The sequence below is a fragment of the Prauserella muralis genome, from assembly GCF_003202285.1.
In the GTDB taxonomy this organism is placed as follows: Bacteria; Actinomycetota; Actinomycetes; order Mycobacteriales; family Pseudonocardiaceae; genus Prauserella_B; species Prauserella_B muralis.
On record NZ_MASW01000005.1, the window covers coordinates 175,830 to 191,829 of the forward strand.

14 protein-coding genes are annotated in these 16,000 nt (G+C 73.7%); 8 read left to right on the top strand and 6 right to left on the bottom strand.

Annotated features, from left to right (window positions below; translation table 11 throughout):
* Positions 1-55: 55 nt before the first annotated feature.
* From BAY60_RS21525 to BAY60_RS21535, 3 genes are all read left to right on the top strand, one after another.
* Positions 56-1,240 (top strand): beta-1,3-glucanase family protein, encoded by a 1,185-nt coding sequence (locus tag BAY60_RS21525; protein WP_112282866.1) that lies wholly within the window; start codon positions 56-58, stop codon positions 1,238-1,240.
* Between the two features lie 17 nt (positions 1,241-1,257).
* On the top strand, positions 1,258-2,274 hold the full coding sequence (locus BAY60_RS21530; RefSeq protein WP_112282867.1) for a chitinase: 1,017 nt from the start codon (positions 1,258-1,260) through the stop codon (positions 2,272-2,274).
* A gap of 214 nt (positions 2,275-2,488) precedes the next feature.
* Positions 2,489-4,549 carry a PQQ-dependent sugar dehydrogenase gene (locus BAY60_RS21535; protein WP_112282868.1) on the top strand — a complete coding sequence of 687 codons (2,061 nt, stop codon included), beginning with the start codon at positions 2,489-2,491 and terminating at the stop codon, positions 4,547-4,549.
* Positions 4,550-4,552: 3 nt separating this feature from the next.
* On the opposite strand, the gene BAY60_RS21540 is transcribed toward BAY60_RS21535, so the two are convergent.
* Genes BAY60_RS21540 through BAY60_RS21550 form a run of 3 tightly spaced genes read right to left on the bottom strand, consistent with a single transcriptional unit; the run spans position 4,553 to position 9,059 of the window.
* Positions 4,553-5,842, bottom strand: a complete 1,290-nt coding sequence (locus BAY60_RS21540; protein ID WP_112282869.1) for an ABC transporter substrate-binding protein — start codon at positions 5,840-5,842, stop codon at positions 4,553-4,555.
* The gene (locus BAY60_RS21545) at positions 5,839-6,996 is read right to left on the bottom strand and encodes a hypothetical protein (protein WP_112282870.1); all 1,158 of its coding nucleotides are present in this window, start codon (positions 6,994-6,996) and stop codon (positions 5,839-5,841) included. Before BAY60_RS21545 ends, BAY60_RS21540 begins: the two co-directional genes overlap by 4 nt.
* Complete coding sequence (locus tag BAY60_RS21550) at positions 6,993-9,059, bottom strand: tetratricopeptide repeat protein (RefSeq protein WP_112282871.1); 2,067 nt, start codon at positions 9,057-9,059, stop codon at positions 6,993-6,995. The genes BAY60_RS21545 and BAY60_RS21550 overlap by 4 nt, the downstream gene beginning before the upstream one ends.
* A 150-nt stretch (positions 9,060-9,209) precedes the next feature.
* Here BAY60_RS21550 and BAY60_RS21555 point away from each other — a divergent pair, with 150 nt between their 5' ends.
* Both BAY60_RS21555 and BAY60_RS21560 read left to right on the top strand, forming a co-directional pair.
* Positions 9,210-9,488: a DUF1876 domain-containing protein gene (locus BAY60_RS21555; protein ID WP_112282872.1), complete on the top strand. Its 279-nt coding sequence runs from the start codon at positions 9,210-9,212 to the stop codon at positions 9,486-9,488.
* 2 nt (positions 9,489-9,490) lie between these two features.
* Positions 9,491-10,426, top strand: coding sequence for a DUF3048 domain-containing protein (locus BAY60_RS21560; RefSeq protein ID WP_245992739.1), 936 nt, complete (start codon positions 9,491-9,493; stop codon positions 10,424-10,426).
* 9 nt (positions 10,427-10,435) lie between these two features.
* Here BAY60_RS21560 and BAY60_RS21565 read toward each other — a convergent pair whose 3' ends face one another.
* Both BAY60_RS21565 and BAY60_RS21570 read right to left on the bottom strand, forming a co-directional pair.
* Positions 10,436-11,191, bottom strand: coding sequence for a sigma 54 modulation/S30EA ribosomal C-terminal domain-containing protein (locus BAY60_RS21565; RefSeq protein ID WP_112282873.1), 756 nt, complete (start codon positions 11,189-11,191; stop codon positions 10,436-10,438).
* A gap of 160 nt (positions 11,192-11,351) precedes the next feature.
* Positions 11,352-12,011, bottom strand: a complete 660-nt coding sequence (locus tag BAY60_RS21570; protein WP_112282874.1) for a phosphoribosyltransferase — start codon at positions 12,009-12,011, stop codon at positions 11,352-11,354.
* A 220-nt stretch (positions 12,012-12,231) separates the two neighbouring features.
* On the opposite strand from BAY60_RS21570, the gene BAY60_RS21575 reads away from it, so the two are divergent.
* The 3 genes from BAY60_RS21575 (at position 12,232) to BAY60_RS21585 (ending at position 14,981) form a co-directional block, all read left to right on the top strand.
* Positions 12,232-13,140 carry a universal stress protein gene (locus tag BAY60_RS21575; RefSeq protein WP_112282875.1) on the top strand — a complete coding sequence of 303 codons (909 nt, stop codon included), beginning with the start codon at positions 12,232-12,234 and terminating at the stop codon, positions 13,138-13,140.
* Positions 13,141-13,146: 6 nt separating this feature from the next.
* Positions 13,147-14,202 carry an NAD(P)-dependent alcohol dehydrogenase gene (locus BAY60_RS21580; RefSeq protein WP_112282876.1) on the top strand — a complete coding sequence of 352 codons (1,056 nt, stop codon included), beginning with the start codon at positions 13,147-13,149 and terminating at the stop codon, positions 14,200-14,202.
* A 173-nt stretch (positions 14,203-14,375) separates the two neighbouring features.
* On the top strand, positions 14,376-14,981 hold the full coding sequence (locus BAY60_RS21585; protein WP_112282877.1) for an Rv1733c family protein: 606 nt from the start codon (positions 14,376-14,378) through the stop codon (positions 14,979-14,981).
* Positions 14,982-15,102: 121 nt separating this feature from the next.
* Here BAY60_RS21585 and BAY60_RS21590 read toward each other — a convergent pair whose 3' ends face one another.
* Complete coding sequence (locus BAY60_RS21590) at positions 15,103-15,390, bottom strand: dsRBD fold-containing protein (RefSeq protein ID WP_112282878.1); 288 nt, start codon at positions 15,388-15,390, stop codon at positions 15,103-15,105.
* Positions 15,391-16,000: the final 610 nt, after the last annotated feature.

Sequence of the window (16,000 nt, forward strand, 5' to 3'; positions counted from 1 at the left end):
GCGGCCGGGTTCGCCATATTGGTTTGGACCAGTTCGCCGACGAAGGGTCCATACCATGCTTCGCCGCAGAACCTTCCTCGCCGGCCTGGGGGCCACCGCGCTGACCGTGCCCGCCGCGACGGCGTGGGCGCGGACGGCAGCGCCCGCACCCCTCTCGCTGACGATCGTCAACGACTCCGGTGAGTTCGCCAACGACTCGATCTGGGTGTACGTGGTCGGCACCGACCTCGTGAACAACGTCCAATGCAGAGCGACACCCGACGGCACGGCCGTGCCGGTCTCGGTGTCCGACAACGGTTCCGACGGCTACACCGACTACGCCATGCCGCTCGCCGCGAGCGGCGCCACCACCCTGCACCTGCCCACCATGTCCGGCCGCGTCTACTTCGCACTGGGCAGCAAGCTCAAGTTCAAGGCCGTCGCCGACGGCAACGGCAGGCCCGCCCTGCAGTACCCGGCGGGCTGGGTCGAGTCGGACCCGAACTTCGGCGTGCTGCACGACTTCGTGGAGTTCACCCACGTCGCGCCGGGCACGCCCGACCTGCGGCCTGGCATGTACTGCAACACGACGATGGTCGACCAGTTCAGCGTGCCGCTGGCCATCCGGCTCGACGGCGCCCGCTCGCAGACCACGGGCACCCTCGCGCCCGGTGGCCGGGCACGGATCTTCGCCGACGTGGCCGCGCAGCAGGACTTCGGCTCCCTTGTGGTGGACGACGTGCGGGTGATCGCGCCAGGGCACGGCCTCGACGCGGGCCGCTTCCGCCGCGACTACTTCGACGCCTACATCGACCAGGTGTGGAACCGCTACCGCGGGACCGACCTGCGGATCCAGACCGAGGGCGGCGGCTACACCGGCCACGTCGACGGCAGCGGGCACTTCGTGTTCACCAAGGACACCGGCGAGGCCACCAGGCCCATCCCGCGGCCGTCGACCCGGGACGTGTTCTTCTGCGACGGCGCCCTCGCCGCACCCAACGACGGGCTGACCGGCCCGGTCGCCGCCGTGCTCGGCGCGGGCTTCAACCGCTCGATCCTGCACGAGCCGGGCACCCAGCCCGGCACCGACCCAGCCGCCTTCTACCGCAACCCGGTGACCAACCACTACGCCCGCATCGCCCACTCGGCGACCGTCGACGGGCGCGCCTACGGCTTCGCCTTCGACGACGTGGGCGGGTTCGCCTCCTACGTCGAGGACCCGCAGCCCACCTCGATCACGGTCACCCTCACCCCCTTCTGAGGCACACGGAGATCCCGATGACCCGACTGTTCAGCCTCGCCGCGGCCGTGCTCGCCGGCGCGGCACTCGTGCTCACCGGCACCGCGACCGCGGCGCAGGACCGACAGCAACACCAGCAACCACACGAACCCGGGGCCGCGGCACTGCCGGGCAAGCAGCTCACCGGGTACTGGCAGAACTTCGTCAACGGCGCCACCCCGTTGCGGGTGGCCGACGTGCCGGACGCCTACGACGTCATCGCGCTCGCGTTCGCCGAGGCCGACCCGGCGCGGCCGGGGGCGGTGACGTTCGGCGTCGATCCCGGCCTCTCGAACGCGCTCGGCGGCTACACCGACGCCGACCTCGCCGCCGACATCGCGGCCAAGAAGGCCGCGGGCACCTCGGTGGTGCTCTCCATCGGCGGCGAGCGCGGCAACGTCGACTTCTCGAGTCCCGCCGCCGTGAGCAACTTCGTCGACTCGTTCGCCGCCATCGCCGGGGAGTACGGCATCCAGGGGCTGGACGTGGACCTGGAGCACGGCTTCGACGTCGGCAACGTGGCCAGCGCGATCCGGCAGCTGCGCGAGCGGCTGGGGGAGGACTTCCTGCTCACCATGGCGCCGCAGACGCTCGACGTGCAGCCGGGCGGCACGTACCTGCGGCTCATCGACCAGGTCGCCGATCTCGTCACCGTCGTGCACACCCAGTACTACAACTCCGGGTCGATGAACGGCTGCCACGGCCAGGTCGTCCACCAGGGCAGCGTCGACTTCATCACCGCGCAGGCCTGCATCCTGCTGGAGCACCTGCGGCCGGAGCAGGTGTCGCTGGGCCTGCCCGCGAGCCCGTCGGCGGCGGGCAGCGGCTACGTCGCGCCGGACGTCGTCACCGCGGCGCTCGACTGCCTCACCAGGGGGCAGCGGTGCGGTTCCTACGTGCCCGCGCAGCCGGTGCCCGGCCTGAGCGGTGTCATGACGTGGTCGGTGAACTGGGACGTCGCGGACGGCCGGTCGTTCTCCGGCCCGGTGCGGGCGCACCTGGACTCGCTCGGCTGAGCAGCGCGAGAGCCCTCGGCGTGCTGGCCGCCGGTGCCGGTGTGTTGGCCGCCCGCGTCACGTGGGTGGCCAACACACCGACGTGCGTGGCGGACGCGGCCGCCGGTGAGGCGGGTGCTTGCCCTGCGGCCACCCGGACGGGTACAGTCTGCAAGCGCTTTCACGGAAAGCGCTTTCTCCTGCCGGCCGGAACTCTGACTCAAGGGTGAGCGTGATGTCGAAGCCGCGATGGTCCTTGCTCGTGATCGGCGCCCTGGTCGCGGCGCTGGTTCCCGGTGTCCAGGCGGCGGCCCGGGACGACGGGCCGATCCTGGACCCGATCCCGCACGACCCGGTGACCTCCGGCCTGGGACTGACCGTGACGGAGTTCGCCCGGTTCCCCAAGTCCGAGCCGACGCCCGCGCCCACCGACCCCCGCCTGATGCGGCACGCCCGCATCAACCACCTCGGCGAACTGCCCGACGGCTCCGGGCGCACCTACGTTCCCGACCTCAACGGCTCGCTGTACCTGCTCGGCGCCGACCGCCGGCCCCGGGCCTACCTCGACGTCAAGGCCTCCTTCCCGGACTTCTTCTCCGGCAGGGGCCTGGGGCAGGGCTTCGGGTTCGTCACCTTCCACCCCGGGTTCGCGCGCAACGGGATCTTCTACACGGTGCACACCGAGTCCGGTGCCGCCCTCGCCACCCCGACGACCCACCCGGGGCAGCCGGGCACCCGGTTCCACGGGGTCGTCACCGAATGGACCGCCGACGATCCCGCGGCCGACGTCTTCCACGGCAGCCGCAGAGAGGTGCTGCGGCTCGGCTTCGCGACGCAGATCCACGGCATCCAGCAGATCGGCTTCAACCCGACCGCACGCCCCGGCGACACCGACCACGGCCTGCTCTACGTCGCCGTCGGCGATGGCGGCCTCGGCGTGTCCAGCACCGAACCGCAGGAACTGTCCACACCGCACGGCAAGATCCTGCGCATCGACCCCGCGGGCGACGACGGGCCCACCGGCAGCTACGGGATCCCGGCGGCCAACCCGTTCACGGACACCCCCGGCGCCCTCGGCGAGATCTTCGCCTACGGCATGCGCGATCCCCACCGGTTCAGCTGGGATCCGCAGGCGGGCAACCGGATGTTCCTCGCCCACATCGGCCAGCACGCCATCGAGGCGGTCTACGAGGTCCGCTCCGGGGACAACCTCGGCTGGAGCGAGCGGGAGGGCACGTTCCGCTACGACCGTGCCGACCGCTGCCGCCTGTACCCGCTGCCCGCCGACGACGAACAGTACGGCTACGTCTATCCCGTGGCGCAGTACGACCACAACCCGCCCGCGGGCTGGAACTGCGACGGCGACGTGGGCCGCGCCATCAGCGGTGGCTTCGTCTACCGGGGCGAGGCGGTGCCGCAGCTGCGCGGCAAGTACCTGTTCGCCGACCTGGTGGACGGCCGCGTGTTCTACACCGAGGCGGCACGGATGCGCCGCGGCGCCGAGCCCGCGACCATCCACACGCTCAAGATCTACGACCAGGACACCCAGCGCTGGACGAGCACGGCCGAACTGGCCGGGGACAGCCGAGTCGACCTGCGCCTCGGCCGCGACGCCGAGGGCGAGCTCTACCTGCTGTCGAAGGCCAACGGCACGGTCTGGAAGATCACCGGCACCAGGCCCTTCGCCGGGTGCAGGCCCTCCGGCGCGACGGTCGGCGACGTCACCGCGGCGACGGACTGGGCACCGGTCACCCCGGCCAAGTGGCGTTTCCCCGGGCGGGAGGTCGTCCTCGCCGAGGCGGGCACGCCCCGGCCGGGGCCCCGCAGGCCCTTCGAGTACGCGGTGCTCACCACCGGCCCGGAGTACACCTCCGTGCGCGTGGACGCCGAGGTGCGCCTCGACACGCCGGTGGAGGTCAGCAACCGCGACGTGGTGCTCGTGTTCGGCCACCAGTCCGACACGCGGTTCTACTACGCACACCTGTCGAGCGACAACACGATCTACCCCCACAACGGGATCTTCGTGGTGGACGACGCCGACCGGCTGCGCATCGACGACCAGTGGGACGCCCGCCGTTCACGCGGCGCCGCCCCGGCCGTGAGCGACACCCAATGGCACCACGCGCGCGTCACGCACTGCGCCGCCACCGGCGAGATCGCCGTCTACGTCGACGACATGCGGCATCCGTTGATGACCGCCGTCGACAGGACGCTGTCGGCGGGGCGGGTCGGCTTCGGCTCGTTCGACAACATCGGCAGCCTGCGCGAGCTCACCGTGACCGGCGGCGTCGCGTAGGGCTCAGCGGCCGCAGGCGAAGCCCGCCCAGTCCTGCGGCGGGACGCCGAGCCGGACGCGCTCCAGGTCCGCCAGGATCTCCTCCAGCGCGCCCGGCTCGGCCAGGTAGCCGAGCACGGCGCGGTGGAACGCGTTCGTCATGGCGGGCGGCATCAGGTCGCTGGCGTCGTAGCAGAGCACGTCGGCCGTGGTGAGGATCCTGGCGACGGACCGGCTCACGCGGTCGGTCTGCGCGGCGGCCGACACCGCCCTGTTGACGGTGAACACCGCGCCCTGCTCGGCCCGTGGCCAGAGCCGCTGGGCGTCGTCGGAGGCGAGGAAGCGCATCAACTCTCTCGCCTGCGGCGTGCTCCGGAACATCGTGGCCAGGTCGGCCGACACCTCCCACGCCCGTGCGGTGCCCGCCGTGGGGCCGGGGGTGGGGAAGAACGCCAGCCGCGCGCCCGCCTTCCGGTAGTCGCTCACCACCGACGAGCCCTGGTGCTCGAGGAAGCAGCCCGGCGGGTCGGCGAACATCGTGTCGTTGGCCTCGGTGAAGTCGGTGAGCAGCGCACCACCGCGGCCGCCGTGCACGGCGCCCTCGGCGAGCACCAGCTCGCCCCACGCCTCCCACGCGGCGCGCACCTCGGGCGCGGTCCAGGGCAGCTCACCGGCGGCCCAGCGCTGGTAGACCCGCGGGCCCGCCCTGCGCAGCAGGATGTCCTCGATCCAGTCGGTGCCGGGGAACCCGGACGCCGCCATGGCTCCCATGCCGAGGCACCACGGCGTCCGTCCCTCGGCGGCGTGGGTGCGCGTGAGGCGCACCAGCTGTGACCAGGTGGCGGGTGCCGGGCCCTGCAGCATCGCGGGGTTGTACCAGACCATGCCCTTGAGCGTCGCCTTCACCACCACCGCGTAGGGCCGTCCCGTGCCGGCCTGGGCCAGCTGCAGCCACTGTGGACTGTAGGAGCGGCGCAGCGTGTCCGCCAGCTCGGCCACATCGGACAGTGCGCCCTGCCGCTGGTAGTTCACCAGCTCGTTGGGACTGGGCAGCACCGCGACATCCGGTGGCGTCCCACCGCGCACGTCGACTGCGAGCACCGCGCTGAGCGAGCGGGTGCCGTGGTAGTCGTAGGCGATGCCCGTCTGGCGGCGGAACTGCTCCAGTATCTCCCGGAACGCCGCGCCCTCGGCACCCGTCCACGGCCCGATGATCGTCACCGCCCCCGCGGTGCCGCAGCCGGTCGTCAGCGTCGCCAGCGCGGCGAGCACCAGCAGCAGTGCCCGCCCCGGCCGCCTGCGTCCCGGTCTCATGTCAGGTGAAACCGGTACTCGTTGATCCGCGCCTGGAAGCCGGTCACCACCAGGGCGGCGAGGCCCGCCGAGCACAGCACGATCAGCCAGCGCAGCATCGACGGCCACAGTGCCGCGGCGAGGGCGCTGTCGGCCCGCTCGCCCGCGACGGTCAGGTCGTGCTCGGCCGCCGAGGCGCGCGGCGGAGCCGATCCGCTCGGTGTGGCGGCGAACTCGGCGACGGCCGGGCCGCAGCCGATGCTCCAGCACCGGCCGGTGACCAGTGCGGCGACGAGGCGCCGGTCGGCGGCGGTCGAGGACTGGACCCGCTGCTGCCAGGCTCCGACGTCCTCCCGCAGCTGCACCGCCCCGGCCTGCGCCTGGGCCTGCGCGGGCAGCGTGAGCGCGGTGAGCGTGGCGACGGCGAGGAGCAACCCGGTCGCCGCCAGCAGATGCGGGTTCAGCGTGCGGCGGAAACGCCGGCGGAAGTACAGCTGCACGGCGACGAGCGCCGCGCCCAGCACGAGCACCGGCACCACCCACACCGCGACCGTGGCCGGGTGCGTCCAGCCGGTGGCGAGCTGCCGGTCGAGCGCGTCCAGCTGCGCGGCGCGCAGCCTGCTCAGGTGCGCCAGCATGCCGTCGGAGCCGTGCAGCAGCTGCGCGGCGTACCAGACGTCGGTCGCGGCGGCCACCGACTCGTCGCCGGAGCGGTATCGCACGTCCGCCTGCGCCATCCAGCTCGTGTAGGACGCGAGCAGTCCCTGCACCAGCTGGAGCTCGCGGCGGCTCACGGGACCCGCCGCGTTGTGCTCGCCCGCCTGCGCGAGGCTCTGCCCGGCCACGCCGAGCTGGGTCTGCGCGAGCTCACCGGAGCCGCCCAGCCGTGCAGGGCCGTCGTCGAGCGCCAGCACCGCCGCCGTGTTGGCCCGCACCAGCGACTCGTAGGCGGAGGCGGAGCCGAGGATCGCGGGCACCGCCTGCGCCCGTGCCGTCTCGACGGTGTCGCGGACCCCGGTGAACGCGGCGAACGACGTCACCGCGACCAGGGCGACGCCGACGAGCAGCCAGCCGCGCAGCAGCCGCAGCCGCCGCCCGGTGGTGCTGCGGCCCTCACCCACCCGGACGGTGGCGAGCAGGGCGGTGCCGAGCTGCGCGGCGATTCCGTGCCTCACAACCGCGTCCTCGGCCGTACCGCGTGGGCGAGGTCGATCAGCACCCCGTGGCTGTCCGGGTCGCGCGCCTGCCGGGTCAGGGCGTGGAACGACTGCTCGAGCAGCAGCCGCAGCCTGCGTTCGCGCTGCTGCTGCCGCAGCTGCCCAGCCTTCTCCAGCGCCACCTCCCGTACCTCGGTGGTCAGCCGGTCGCGGGTGGGGCCCCAGCCGGGGGTCTCCTCGTCGTCGAGCGACAAGGTCGGCAGGCGGTCGAACGCCTGGCGCAGGTCCTCGACCGACGGCAGGCCCGCGGGCAGCCGCCCGGCGAGCACGCGCACCGCCGCGATCCGGGCCGCCGCGGCGTGCAGGGACACATCGGGGACCTGGTCGAGCGCGGCCACCGCGCCGGGCCGGTCACCCTCGGCCAGCCGCAGCCGGGCGAGCCCGAACGCGGCACCTGCCTGGCTCCGGTCGCGCAGCCACACCGCGCGGTAGAACTCGGCTGCCTCGGTGGCCCTGCCCTGGTACTCGGCGCAGTAGCCGAGGGCGAGCTTCGGTGCCGCCTCGCCGGGCAGCGCCCGGTAGACGCGGTCGAAGCAGGCCTCGGCGGCGGTGGGCCCGGTGGCGGCGAGGGACACCAGGCCGCGGTGCCAGGCCAGGCGCCAGTCGTGCTCGGCGGCGTCACCGAGCGCGGCCTCCGCCTCGGCGAGGCAGGTCCACGCGCGGGCGGGGTCGGCGAGGTCGAGGTGGGCGCGGCAGCGGGTGAGCGAAAGCTCCGCCGACTGCCAGGGCACGCCGGAGAGCTGGCCGAGGAGCCTGCGGGCGTCGGGTGAGCGCAGGTCGGCGAGGAAGGCGGCGGCGACGTCGGCCTGGTCGATCCGGGGCGGGGGCAGCAGCACGGCGGCCGCGGCGGGGGAGGGCAGCCCCGGGGCGAGCAGGGGCGGTCGGTACTGGCGGGCGGGCCGGGCGGTCCACCGGTCGAGAGCGGGCACGGTGCCGAGCCCGGCGTCGAGCAGTGCGGTCGTCTCGGCGAACACGGCCGACGGCGCGGGGCGCGCTTCGCCGTCGCGCAGCGACTGGATCTCGCGCAGCACGCCGTCGAGCGTGGCGGCCATGTCGGCGGCGGAGGCGAAGCGCTGCGGGAACGCGGCGGTGGCGCGGTCGAGCGCGTGCCGCAGCGAACGCACCCCGAAGCCCGTGCCGCCGTCGCCGGGGCGGGCCGCGGCGTCGGCACTGGCGTCGAGCAGCTCGGTCAGCGTCCTGCCGAGGGTGTGCAGGTCCGCGCGGACGGTGACGCCGTGGTCGCGCAGCTCGTCCTCGCCGACCTGGTAGCGGCGGGTGAAGGCCAGCGGTGTGCTGTCGTCGCCGACCCTGCGGGTGGCGCCCAGATCGATGAGCGTGACGCGGTGGCCGCCGTGGATGACGTTGTCCGGCTTCAGGTCGCAGTAGAGCAGGCCCTGGCCGTGCAGGTAGTGCAGTGCGTCGAGCAGCTCCTGCGCGTAGCCGATGACGTGCTCGGCCCGCAGCGGCTCGCCGAACACCTCCTCGCCCGCGGCGAGCCTGCGCAGCAGCTCCCGCAGGGACAACCCGGCGACGTACTCCATGACGAGGTAGCCGCGGGACTGGCCGGTGTACGGGTCGGCATGGCGGACGTTGCCGAAGATGCGCACGATGTTCGGGTGGTGCAGGGCGGTCAGCACGCGGCGCTCGGCGTCGGCGAGCCGCGTGTCGGCCGGGTCGATCATGCCCTTGACGGCGACGTGCATGCCGTCCAGTTCCAGGTCCCTGGCCAGATACACCCAGCCGAGGCCCCCGTGTGCCAGGCAGCCGAGCACCTCGTACTTGCCGCCGAGGACGTCGCCGGGCCGCAGGGCGGGCTCCGGATCGGACGGCTGCGGGGTGACCGGCTCGCGCGGCGCGGGCACCTCCACGAACGGCAGCCGCACCTCGGCCTGCTCCGACCACGGCAGCCTCGGCACGCCGAGCAGCTCGCCGCCGAGTGCCTCGGTGGGGGCGTCGCCGCGTGCGGACGAGCCCGCGGCGGGCGTCGTCGGGTCCGGGGTCGTCGCCTCGCTGCGCGGCATGTCGATCGACCCTACCGAACCGGGGCGGGGCGCAGGGCCGCTTCCCGGCGATCGGGGCCCGGGTGTCCCGGCGCTGGAGGGCCGAAAGGCCCTTCGGTAACCGGGCAACCACCGCGATTCTGACCGTGGCACATCACGAAGGAGGCCACGATGACGCACCCGGCTCACACCACCACCTGGCACGTCGAGATCTACATCGACGAGCACGAGGACAAGACCAGGGCGGAGGCGCGGTTGCACACCAGCGCGGACACCCACCTCACCGGGCGGGGCCTCGCCCGGCGCAACCCGCGCGACACCGACGTGCCCGAAATCGGCGACGAGCTCGCCGTCGCCCGTGCGCTGGCCGACCTGGCGCACCAGCTCATCGAGGCGACGGCGGGCGACATCGAGGCGGTCACGCACAAGCCGGCTCACCTCACGAGCTGACCGTGGCCACCCGTCGCGTCCGGCTCGCACTCGTCGCCGGGACCGTCCTTGCGGTCGTGGCGGTGCTCGTCGCCGTGCTGTTGTTGTTCGGAGAAGACGACTCCCCGCGGACGCCGCCCGCGGCGCCGCGCGGCCGGGCGGCGCTGGGTCTCGCGGTGAAGATCGACAACGTCGACCTGGCGCGTCCGCAGACCGGGCTCGCCTCGGCGGACGTGGTGTACGTCGAGCCGGTCGAGGGCGGGCTGACGCGACTGGTCGCGGTGTACTCGGCCCCGCCCGCCGTCGCCGGGCCGGTGCGCAGCGCCCGCGAGACCGATGTGGAGCTGCTCGCCCAGTACGGGCGGCCGGCCCTGGCCTTCTCCGGTGAGGCGCCACAGCTGCGCGGGCTGCTCGATCGCTCGCCACTCGTGCTCGCCTCACCGCAGGAGGCGCCGTCGGCGTACTTCAGGGACGCCGCGCGGGGAGCTCCGCACAACCTGTACGTGCGTCCGGGCCGGCTGCCCCGCGGCGAGGGAAAGCCGGTCTCCGACGTGCTGGCGTTCGGCCCCGCTCCCGCCCGGGGCACCCCTCGCGACTCGTACGAGGTGCGGTATCCGGCGGCGGCGGTGCGGTTCGACTGGGACGGCGCGCGCTGGACGGTGACGATGAACGGGACGCCGTTACGCTCCACCGAGTCCGGGCGCCTCACCGCGGCGTCCGTGGTCGTGCAGCGGGTGGCGGTGCGTCCGGGGCGGGTCACCGACGCCGCCGGTTCGGCGTCCCCGGTCGCGCGGACGGTCGGCAGTGGCCAGGCCGTGGTGCTCCGCGACGGCACGCTCTACCCGGCCCGCTGGTCGCGGCCGCGGCCCGCCGACGGCACCCGCTTCACCACCGGCTCCGGAGCATCGCTGCCGCTTGCCGGCGGGGTGGTGTGGGTGCTGCTCGTACCCGGTCGCTGACCCGCCGGCTCAGTGCGGCGCGATCTGGGCGTAGTGACCGTCGTAGCGGCGGTAGAGCACCGAGCCCCTGCCGGAGCCGGTGTCGGCGAAGAACGTGAACGGCAGGTCGGTCTCGTCGAGCCGCCGGGCCGCCTCGGCGGGCGTCAGCTCCGGCACGGGATGGACGTTGACGGTCAGCGGCACCGACTGCTCGCCCGCCGGCGGCGCCGGCGACGAGAGCCGGGCGAGCCGGTATCCGGTGGGGCCGACGCGGTACACCACGCTGTCCTCGCCGGTGCCGGCGTCGGTGAAGAGGTAGCAGTCGTAGTCCATCAGGTCCATGGTCAGCGCCGCCTGGTCCGGGTCGCACTCGGCGAGCCGGTACTCCTTGCGGCGCACGATCTCCCGCTGACCCGCGGGGCGCGCGAGCGGCAGCGGGCCTGCCGGGGCGACGCCCGTCCACGGGCGGGCCCTCCTCGGTCCGCTCAGCTGGGCCACCTGGTCGCGCAGCCGGGCACGAAGCTGCCCGGCCGCCTCGGTGAAGAACGCCGCCGCGACCTGCGCGCGCACGAAGCGGCCGTCGACCTCCAGGTTCGCCTGCGCCAGCGCCGGGACCGGTGCGCTGGGCCGGGTGAACGCGGTGAGCTTGACGCGGGCCGATCCCAGCCGGCCGGGCAGTCGCCGCGCGAAGCCGGCCAGCTGCTTGCGCACGTACTCCCGCGCGCTGTCGAGCACCTCACCCCGGGTCTGCACCACAAGCCCGCATGCCAGAGCCTGCCTGCGCATCCGCATCGTTCCTTCCCTCGAACCGCGGTGGTCATCGCGACCACCGGCGACGGCGGACAGGGCACAAGGTCCCCGGCGGCCGCCGCGGACCCCGGCCGTGCCCGATTCTCCCAGTCCGGGCCCGCGTGCGGGCGACGGCGCGACGGCAGCGAGCCGGCGCTCAGCCCTCGCCCCGGTGGGGCGTCACCCCGGCCTCCTCGTCCAGCAGCGCGATCACCTGCGCGTCGGTGACCTCGGGGAAGTCGCGGTAGGCGTGGCCGACGGCGCGCATCCACACGCGCGGGTTCGGGCACACGGTGTGGTCGGCGGAGGCGGCCAGCTCCTCCAGGACGTCGGCGGGCGCGACCGGCACGGCGAGCACCACCCGGCCTGCGCCGCGGGCCCGCAGGACGCGCAGCGCCGCCCGCACCGTCGCGCCGGTGGCGACGCCGTCGTCGACGAGCACCACCGTGCGGCCGGTCACCGCGAGCGCGGGCCTGCCCCGGCGGTAGCGGGCCGCGCGGCGGTCCAGCTCGGCGAACTCGTGGCGGGCCGCGGCCTCGACGTCCTCGTGGGACAGCCCGAGCCGTTGCTGCAGCCCGGTGTTGGTCACCAGCACGCCGCCCTCGCCGACCGCCCCGACGGCCAGCTCCGGCTGCCGCGGCGCACCGATCTTGCGGACGAGCAGCGCGTCCAGCGGCGCCCCGAGCGCGTCGGCCACCTCCCTGGCGACCACGACACCGCCCCGGGGAAGTCCCAGCACGATCGGATGCCGTTCTCGCAGGAACCGCAGCCGTTCGCCCAGCTCGCGGCCCGCGTCGGCGCGGTCGTCGAACCGCATCGCGCACCTCCGGAAAGGTCGGGTCCTGTCGTGCCCCTCGATGCTCGCGCCCGCACGCCGCGGCGGTGAAGGGCCGAAGGTCCCCCTTGCGGCAGTCGGGCGGGCCGGAAGTCCGCCACGACGAGGGACCAACGACCCGCGAGCAGGGACCTACGACTGCAGTGCCGCGCCCGCGCCGCGCCCTACCGTCGTCGGTACCAGGACAAGACAGGAGAGAACCATGAGCACTCAGGGCTCTGTGACAGGAAAGGTCGTCGTGGGGATCGACGGCTCCGAGGCGTCGACGCAGGCGACGCGGTGGGCGGCCCGGCTGGCGGCCCAGCGGGAACTGCCGCTCTACATCGTGCACGCCTACGGCCTGCTCGGTCGTTACTACGGCGAGCTGCCGATCTCGTCGGGCGTGTTCGAGGCGGTGGAGGACGAGGCCAAGACGCTGGTGTCCGCGGCGGCCGAGGCCGCCCGAGCCGAGGCTCCGGGCGTCGAGGTCGAGGCCGTGGTGATCGACGAGCCACCGGTCACGCTGCTCATCAAGCTCTCCCGCGAGGCACGGTTCGTCGTGCTGGGCGCCTCCGGTCTCGGCGGCTTCGCCGGCATGCTGGCCGGTTCCACGGCGGTCGGCCTTGCCGGCCACGGCGAGTGCCCGGTGGTCATCGTGCGGCACCGGGAAGGCCAGGAACAGCCGCCCGCCGACGGCCCCGTGGTGGTCGGCGTCGACGGCAGCCCGGTCAGCGAGCGGGCCATCGCGGCGGCGTTCGAGGAGGCCTCGTTCCGGGGCGCTCCGCTGGTGGCGGTGCACGCGTGGCTCGACGTCGAGTACGAGAGCGCCTTCAACCGGGCGCGGGTGTTCTTCGAGGGCGGCCCGCTGCAGCAGGACGAGGAGCGGCTGCTCGCCGAGCGCCTCGCGGGGTGGCAGGAGAAGTACCCCGACGTCGCCGTCGAGCGGGTCCTGGCCAAGGACCGGCCCAAGCACGAGCTGCTGGAGCGCTCGGCCACCGCGCAGCTGGTCGTGGTCGGCAGCAGGGGCCGCGGCGGTGTCGCGGGCATGCTGCTCGGCTCCACGAGCCAGACTCTGCTGCACCACGCGCAGTGCCCCGTGATGATCGTGCGCCCCGGCAAGAACAGGGACTGACCGGCGATGCGTGCGCTGCGGCTCACCGCGTGGCAGTCCGAGCCGGTGCTGGCCGAGGTCGAGGAACCGGTGCCCGGTCCTGGCCAGGTGGTGGTGCGCGTCGGCGGCGCCGGCGCGTGCCACTCCGACCTACACCTGATGCACGACTTCCGGCCGGGGATGCTGCCCTGGGGCCCGCCGTTCACCCTCGGCCACGAGAACGCGGGCTGGGTGCACGCGGTCGGTGCCGGGGTGAGCGGGCTCGACGTCGGCATGCCCGTCGCGGTGTACGGGCCGTGGGGCTGCGGCAACTGTGCCCGCTGTGTGCTCGGCGCCGAGAACTACTGCGAGAACACCGCCGCCGCCCCGGTTCCCGGTGGTGGCGGGGGGCTCGGGCTCGACGGCGGGATGGCCGAGCTGATGCTCGTGCCGCACGCCCGCCACCTCGTGCCCCTTCCGGGCGGCCTCGACCCGGTGGTGGCGGCCCCGCTGACCGACGCCGGCCTCACGCCGTACCACGCGGTGCGGCGGTCGTGGTCCAAGCTGCCGCCGGGCTCCACGGCGGTGGTGATCGGCGTCGGCGGACTGGGGCATCTGGCCGTGCAGATCCTGCGGGCCACCACGGCGGCGAGGGTGATCGCCGTGGACACCCGGCCGGAGGCGCTGTCGCTGGCCACCGGTCTCGGCGCGGACCTCGCCGTGCCTGCTCAGGAGAGCGCCGCCGGCGAGATCAGGGCTTTCACCGGCGGGCGGGGAGCCGACGTGGTGCTCGACTGCGTGGGCAGCGACGCCACGCTCACCCTCGGCGCGGCGTGCGGCCGCCCGCTCGGCGACCTCACGATCGTCGGCCTCGGCGGCGGCACGCTACCCGTGTCGTTCTTCGCGCTGCCCTACGAGATGTCGGTGCAGACCACGTACTGGGGCAGCAGGCCCGAGCTGGCCGAGGTGCTCGACCTGGCGGCCAGAGGGCTGCTGCACACCACGACCACGACCTTCCCGCTCGCCGAGGCCGCCGACGCCTACCGGCAGCTGGCTGAAGGGAAACTGACCGGCCGCGCTGTCGTCACCCCTGCGACGCCCTGAGAGCGCGGCCTCGGCGAAACCCCGGGTTCCCCTGTGGAGCCCGGGGTTCTCGCGTTGCGCTCCGTCGCCGGAGGGGCCGTTGTCCTGCGGTGGAAGGGACGAAGGACCCTTCGCCCTCGCCGCACCGGCAACGACAGTGAGCTGCGTGCCGACGACACGAGGAGGCCGGTGACATGGGGCGGGACCACAGGGATCCGACGGCGCTGACGAGGCTGTGGCGGCGGCTGGGTCCCGGCCACAACCCGCTGACGCGCGGCAGCGACCGCGTGGAGGGGCTGGCGCTGGTGCTTGCCCTGCTCCTGCCTGTGCTGACACTGCCGTTCGCGGCGGCCCTGGGCTCGGACACCTACGCGCGCCAGGCCGAGGCCGCCCGCGTGCAGGCGAGCACCCGGCACGAGGCGACGGCCGTGCTCGTCGAGGACGCGCCGCCCGCCGACCCGGCGGCCAATCCGGGCGGCAGCAGGCAGAGCGTCAGTGCCGCGGCCGAGTGGCGGCTGCCGGACGGCAGCGTGCGTGCCGGTGACGTCGTCGTCGAGAGCGGCGCCCCGGCCGGCACGGAGGTCGGCATCTGGCTCGACGTGCACGGCAGGCAGGTGAGCGCCCCGCTGTCACCGGGCGCCGTCGCGTGGAACGCGGTCGCGGTCGCGGTGACCGTCTGGCTGGGTGTCGTCCTGTTGTGCGCGCTGGGTTTCGCGCTGACGCGCCGCCTGCTGGACAGGCACCGGTACGCGCGCTGGCAGCACGAGTGGAACAGGCTGGAAACCGAGTACCACGGCTGAGGGTGACCATAGTGGACGGTCAGTGACCACTGTGGAGCACACGGAACGCAAGGACCGGCTCGAGGATCGCAGGCGAAAAGGGGTGGATCCGCGGCAGCGGACCCACGCCTTTTCGCGCTGGTCAGCGTCGCGGCCTGCCGTGCGTGGCGACGAACGGGCGGACGGTCAGAGCGGTCTCGATGTCGGCCGCGACGGCGCCGAGCAGCTCCTCGGTCAGGTCGGTGAGCGCGCGGACGAGGGCGAGCTCACTCGCGATCTGGGGCACCGCCGGGACGTCGAGTCCCGAACTCGCGAGCCCGACACCGTCGAAGTGATTGCCGTGGTCGTCGCCGAGGCGCACGGTGGCGCGGGTGGTGCCGTTGGTCTCTTCGAGGACGACGGACATCGTCCAGGGGGCCATCTGTGCCATCTCTCTCCTCCGAACCGCCGTATCACTGTGACAGTCGGAGGGGAGGTGTTCCTAGGGCACTTCGTCCCTTCCCGTGGCCGTTGACGGAGCGTGACGGGGACGGTCCTGCCGGTCTCGGGCCGGCATCCGCTACGGATGCGGTTGTTGCCGCGACGTGAATGTCGAAGGTCGGGCGGATGACATCCGGATGTGGTGGGGCCCGCACACCGTACACAGTGGAACCGCGGGATCGCCCAGAGCACGGAGACGTAAATGTGGTGATCATTGTACGCCCCTGGCGGCATCTTCGCCGGATGGGAACAGGTGGGGTGTCACACGGTAGGGCGCAATGTGCGTGCCGTACCCGGCACGCGGCTGTTTCACCTGGTAGCGGCCCGTACCGTGGGCGGGCTCGCCGGCCGGCAGGGGACTGACAAAAGTGTTGCGCGCGTGCACAGAGCAAATAAGATCGTTCGCGGTGGATGAGGTAGCCAGAATGGCGGGGCCGGGCGGTCCCGGACGCGGTGTCAGCCGGGCTCCGGAAAGAGGGGGCGGCCCGGCGATGTCCGGCACCGGCAGGCCGCCACGGCCCGCGCGCGAGCGGGCCGACGCGCCCGGCATTGTCCTCTCC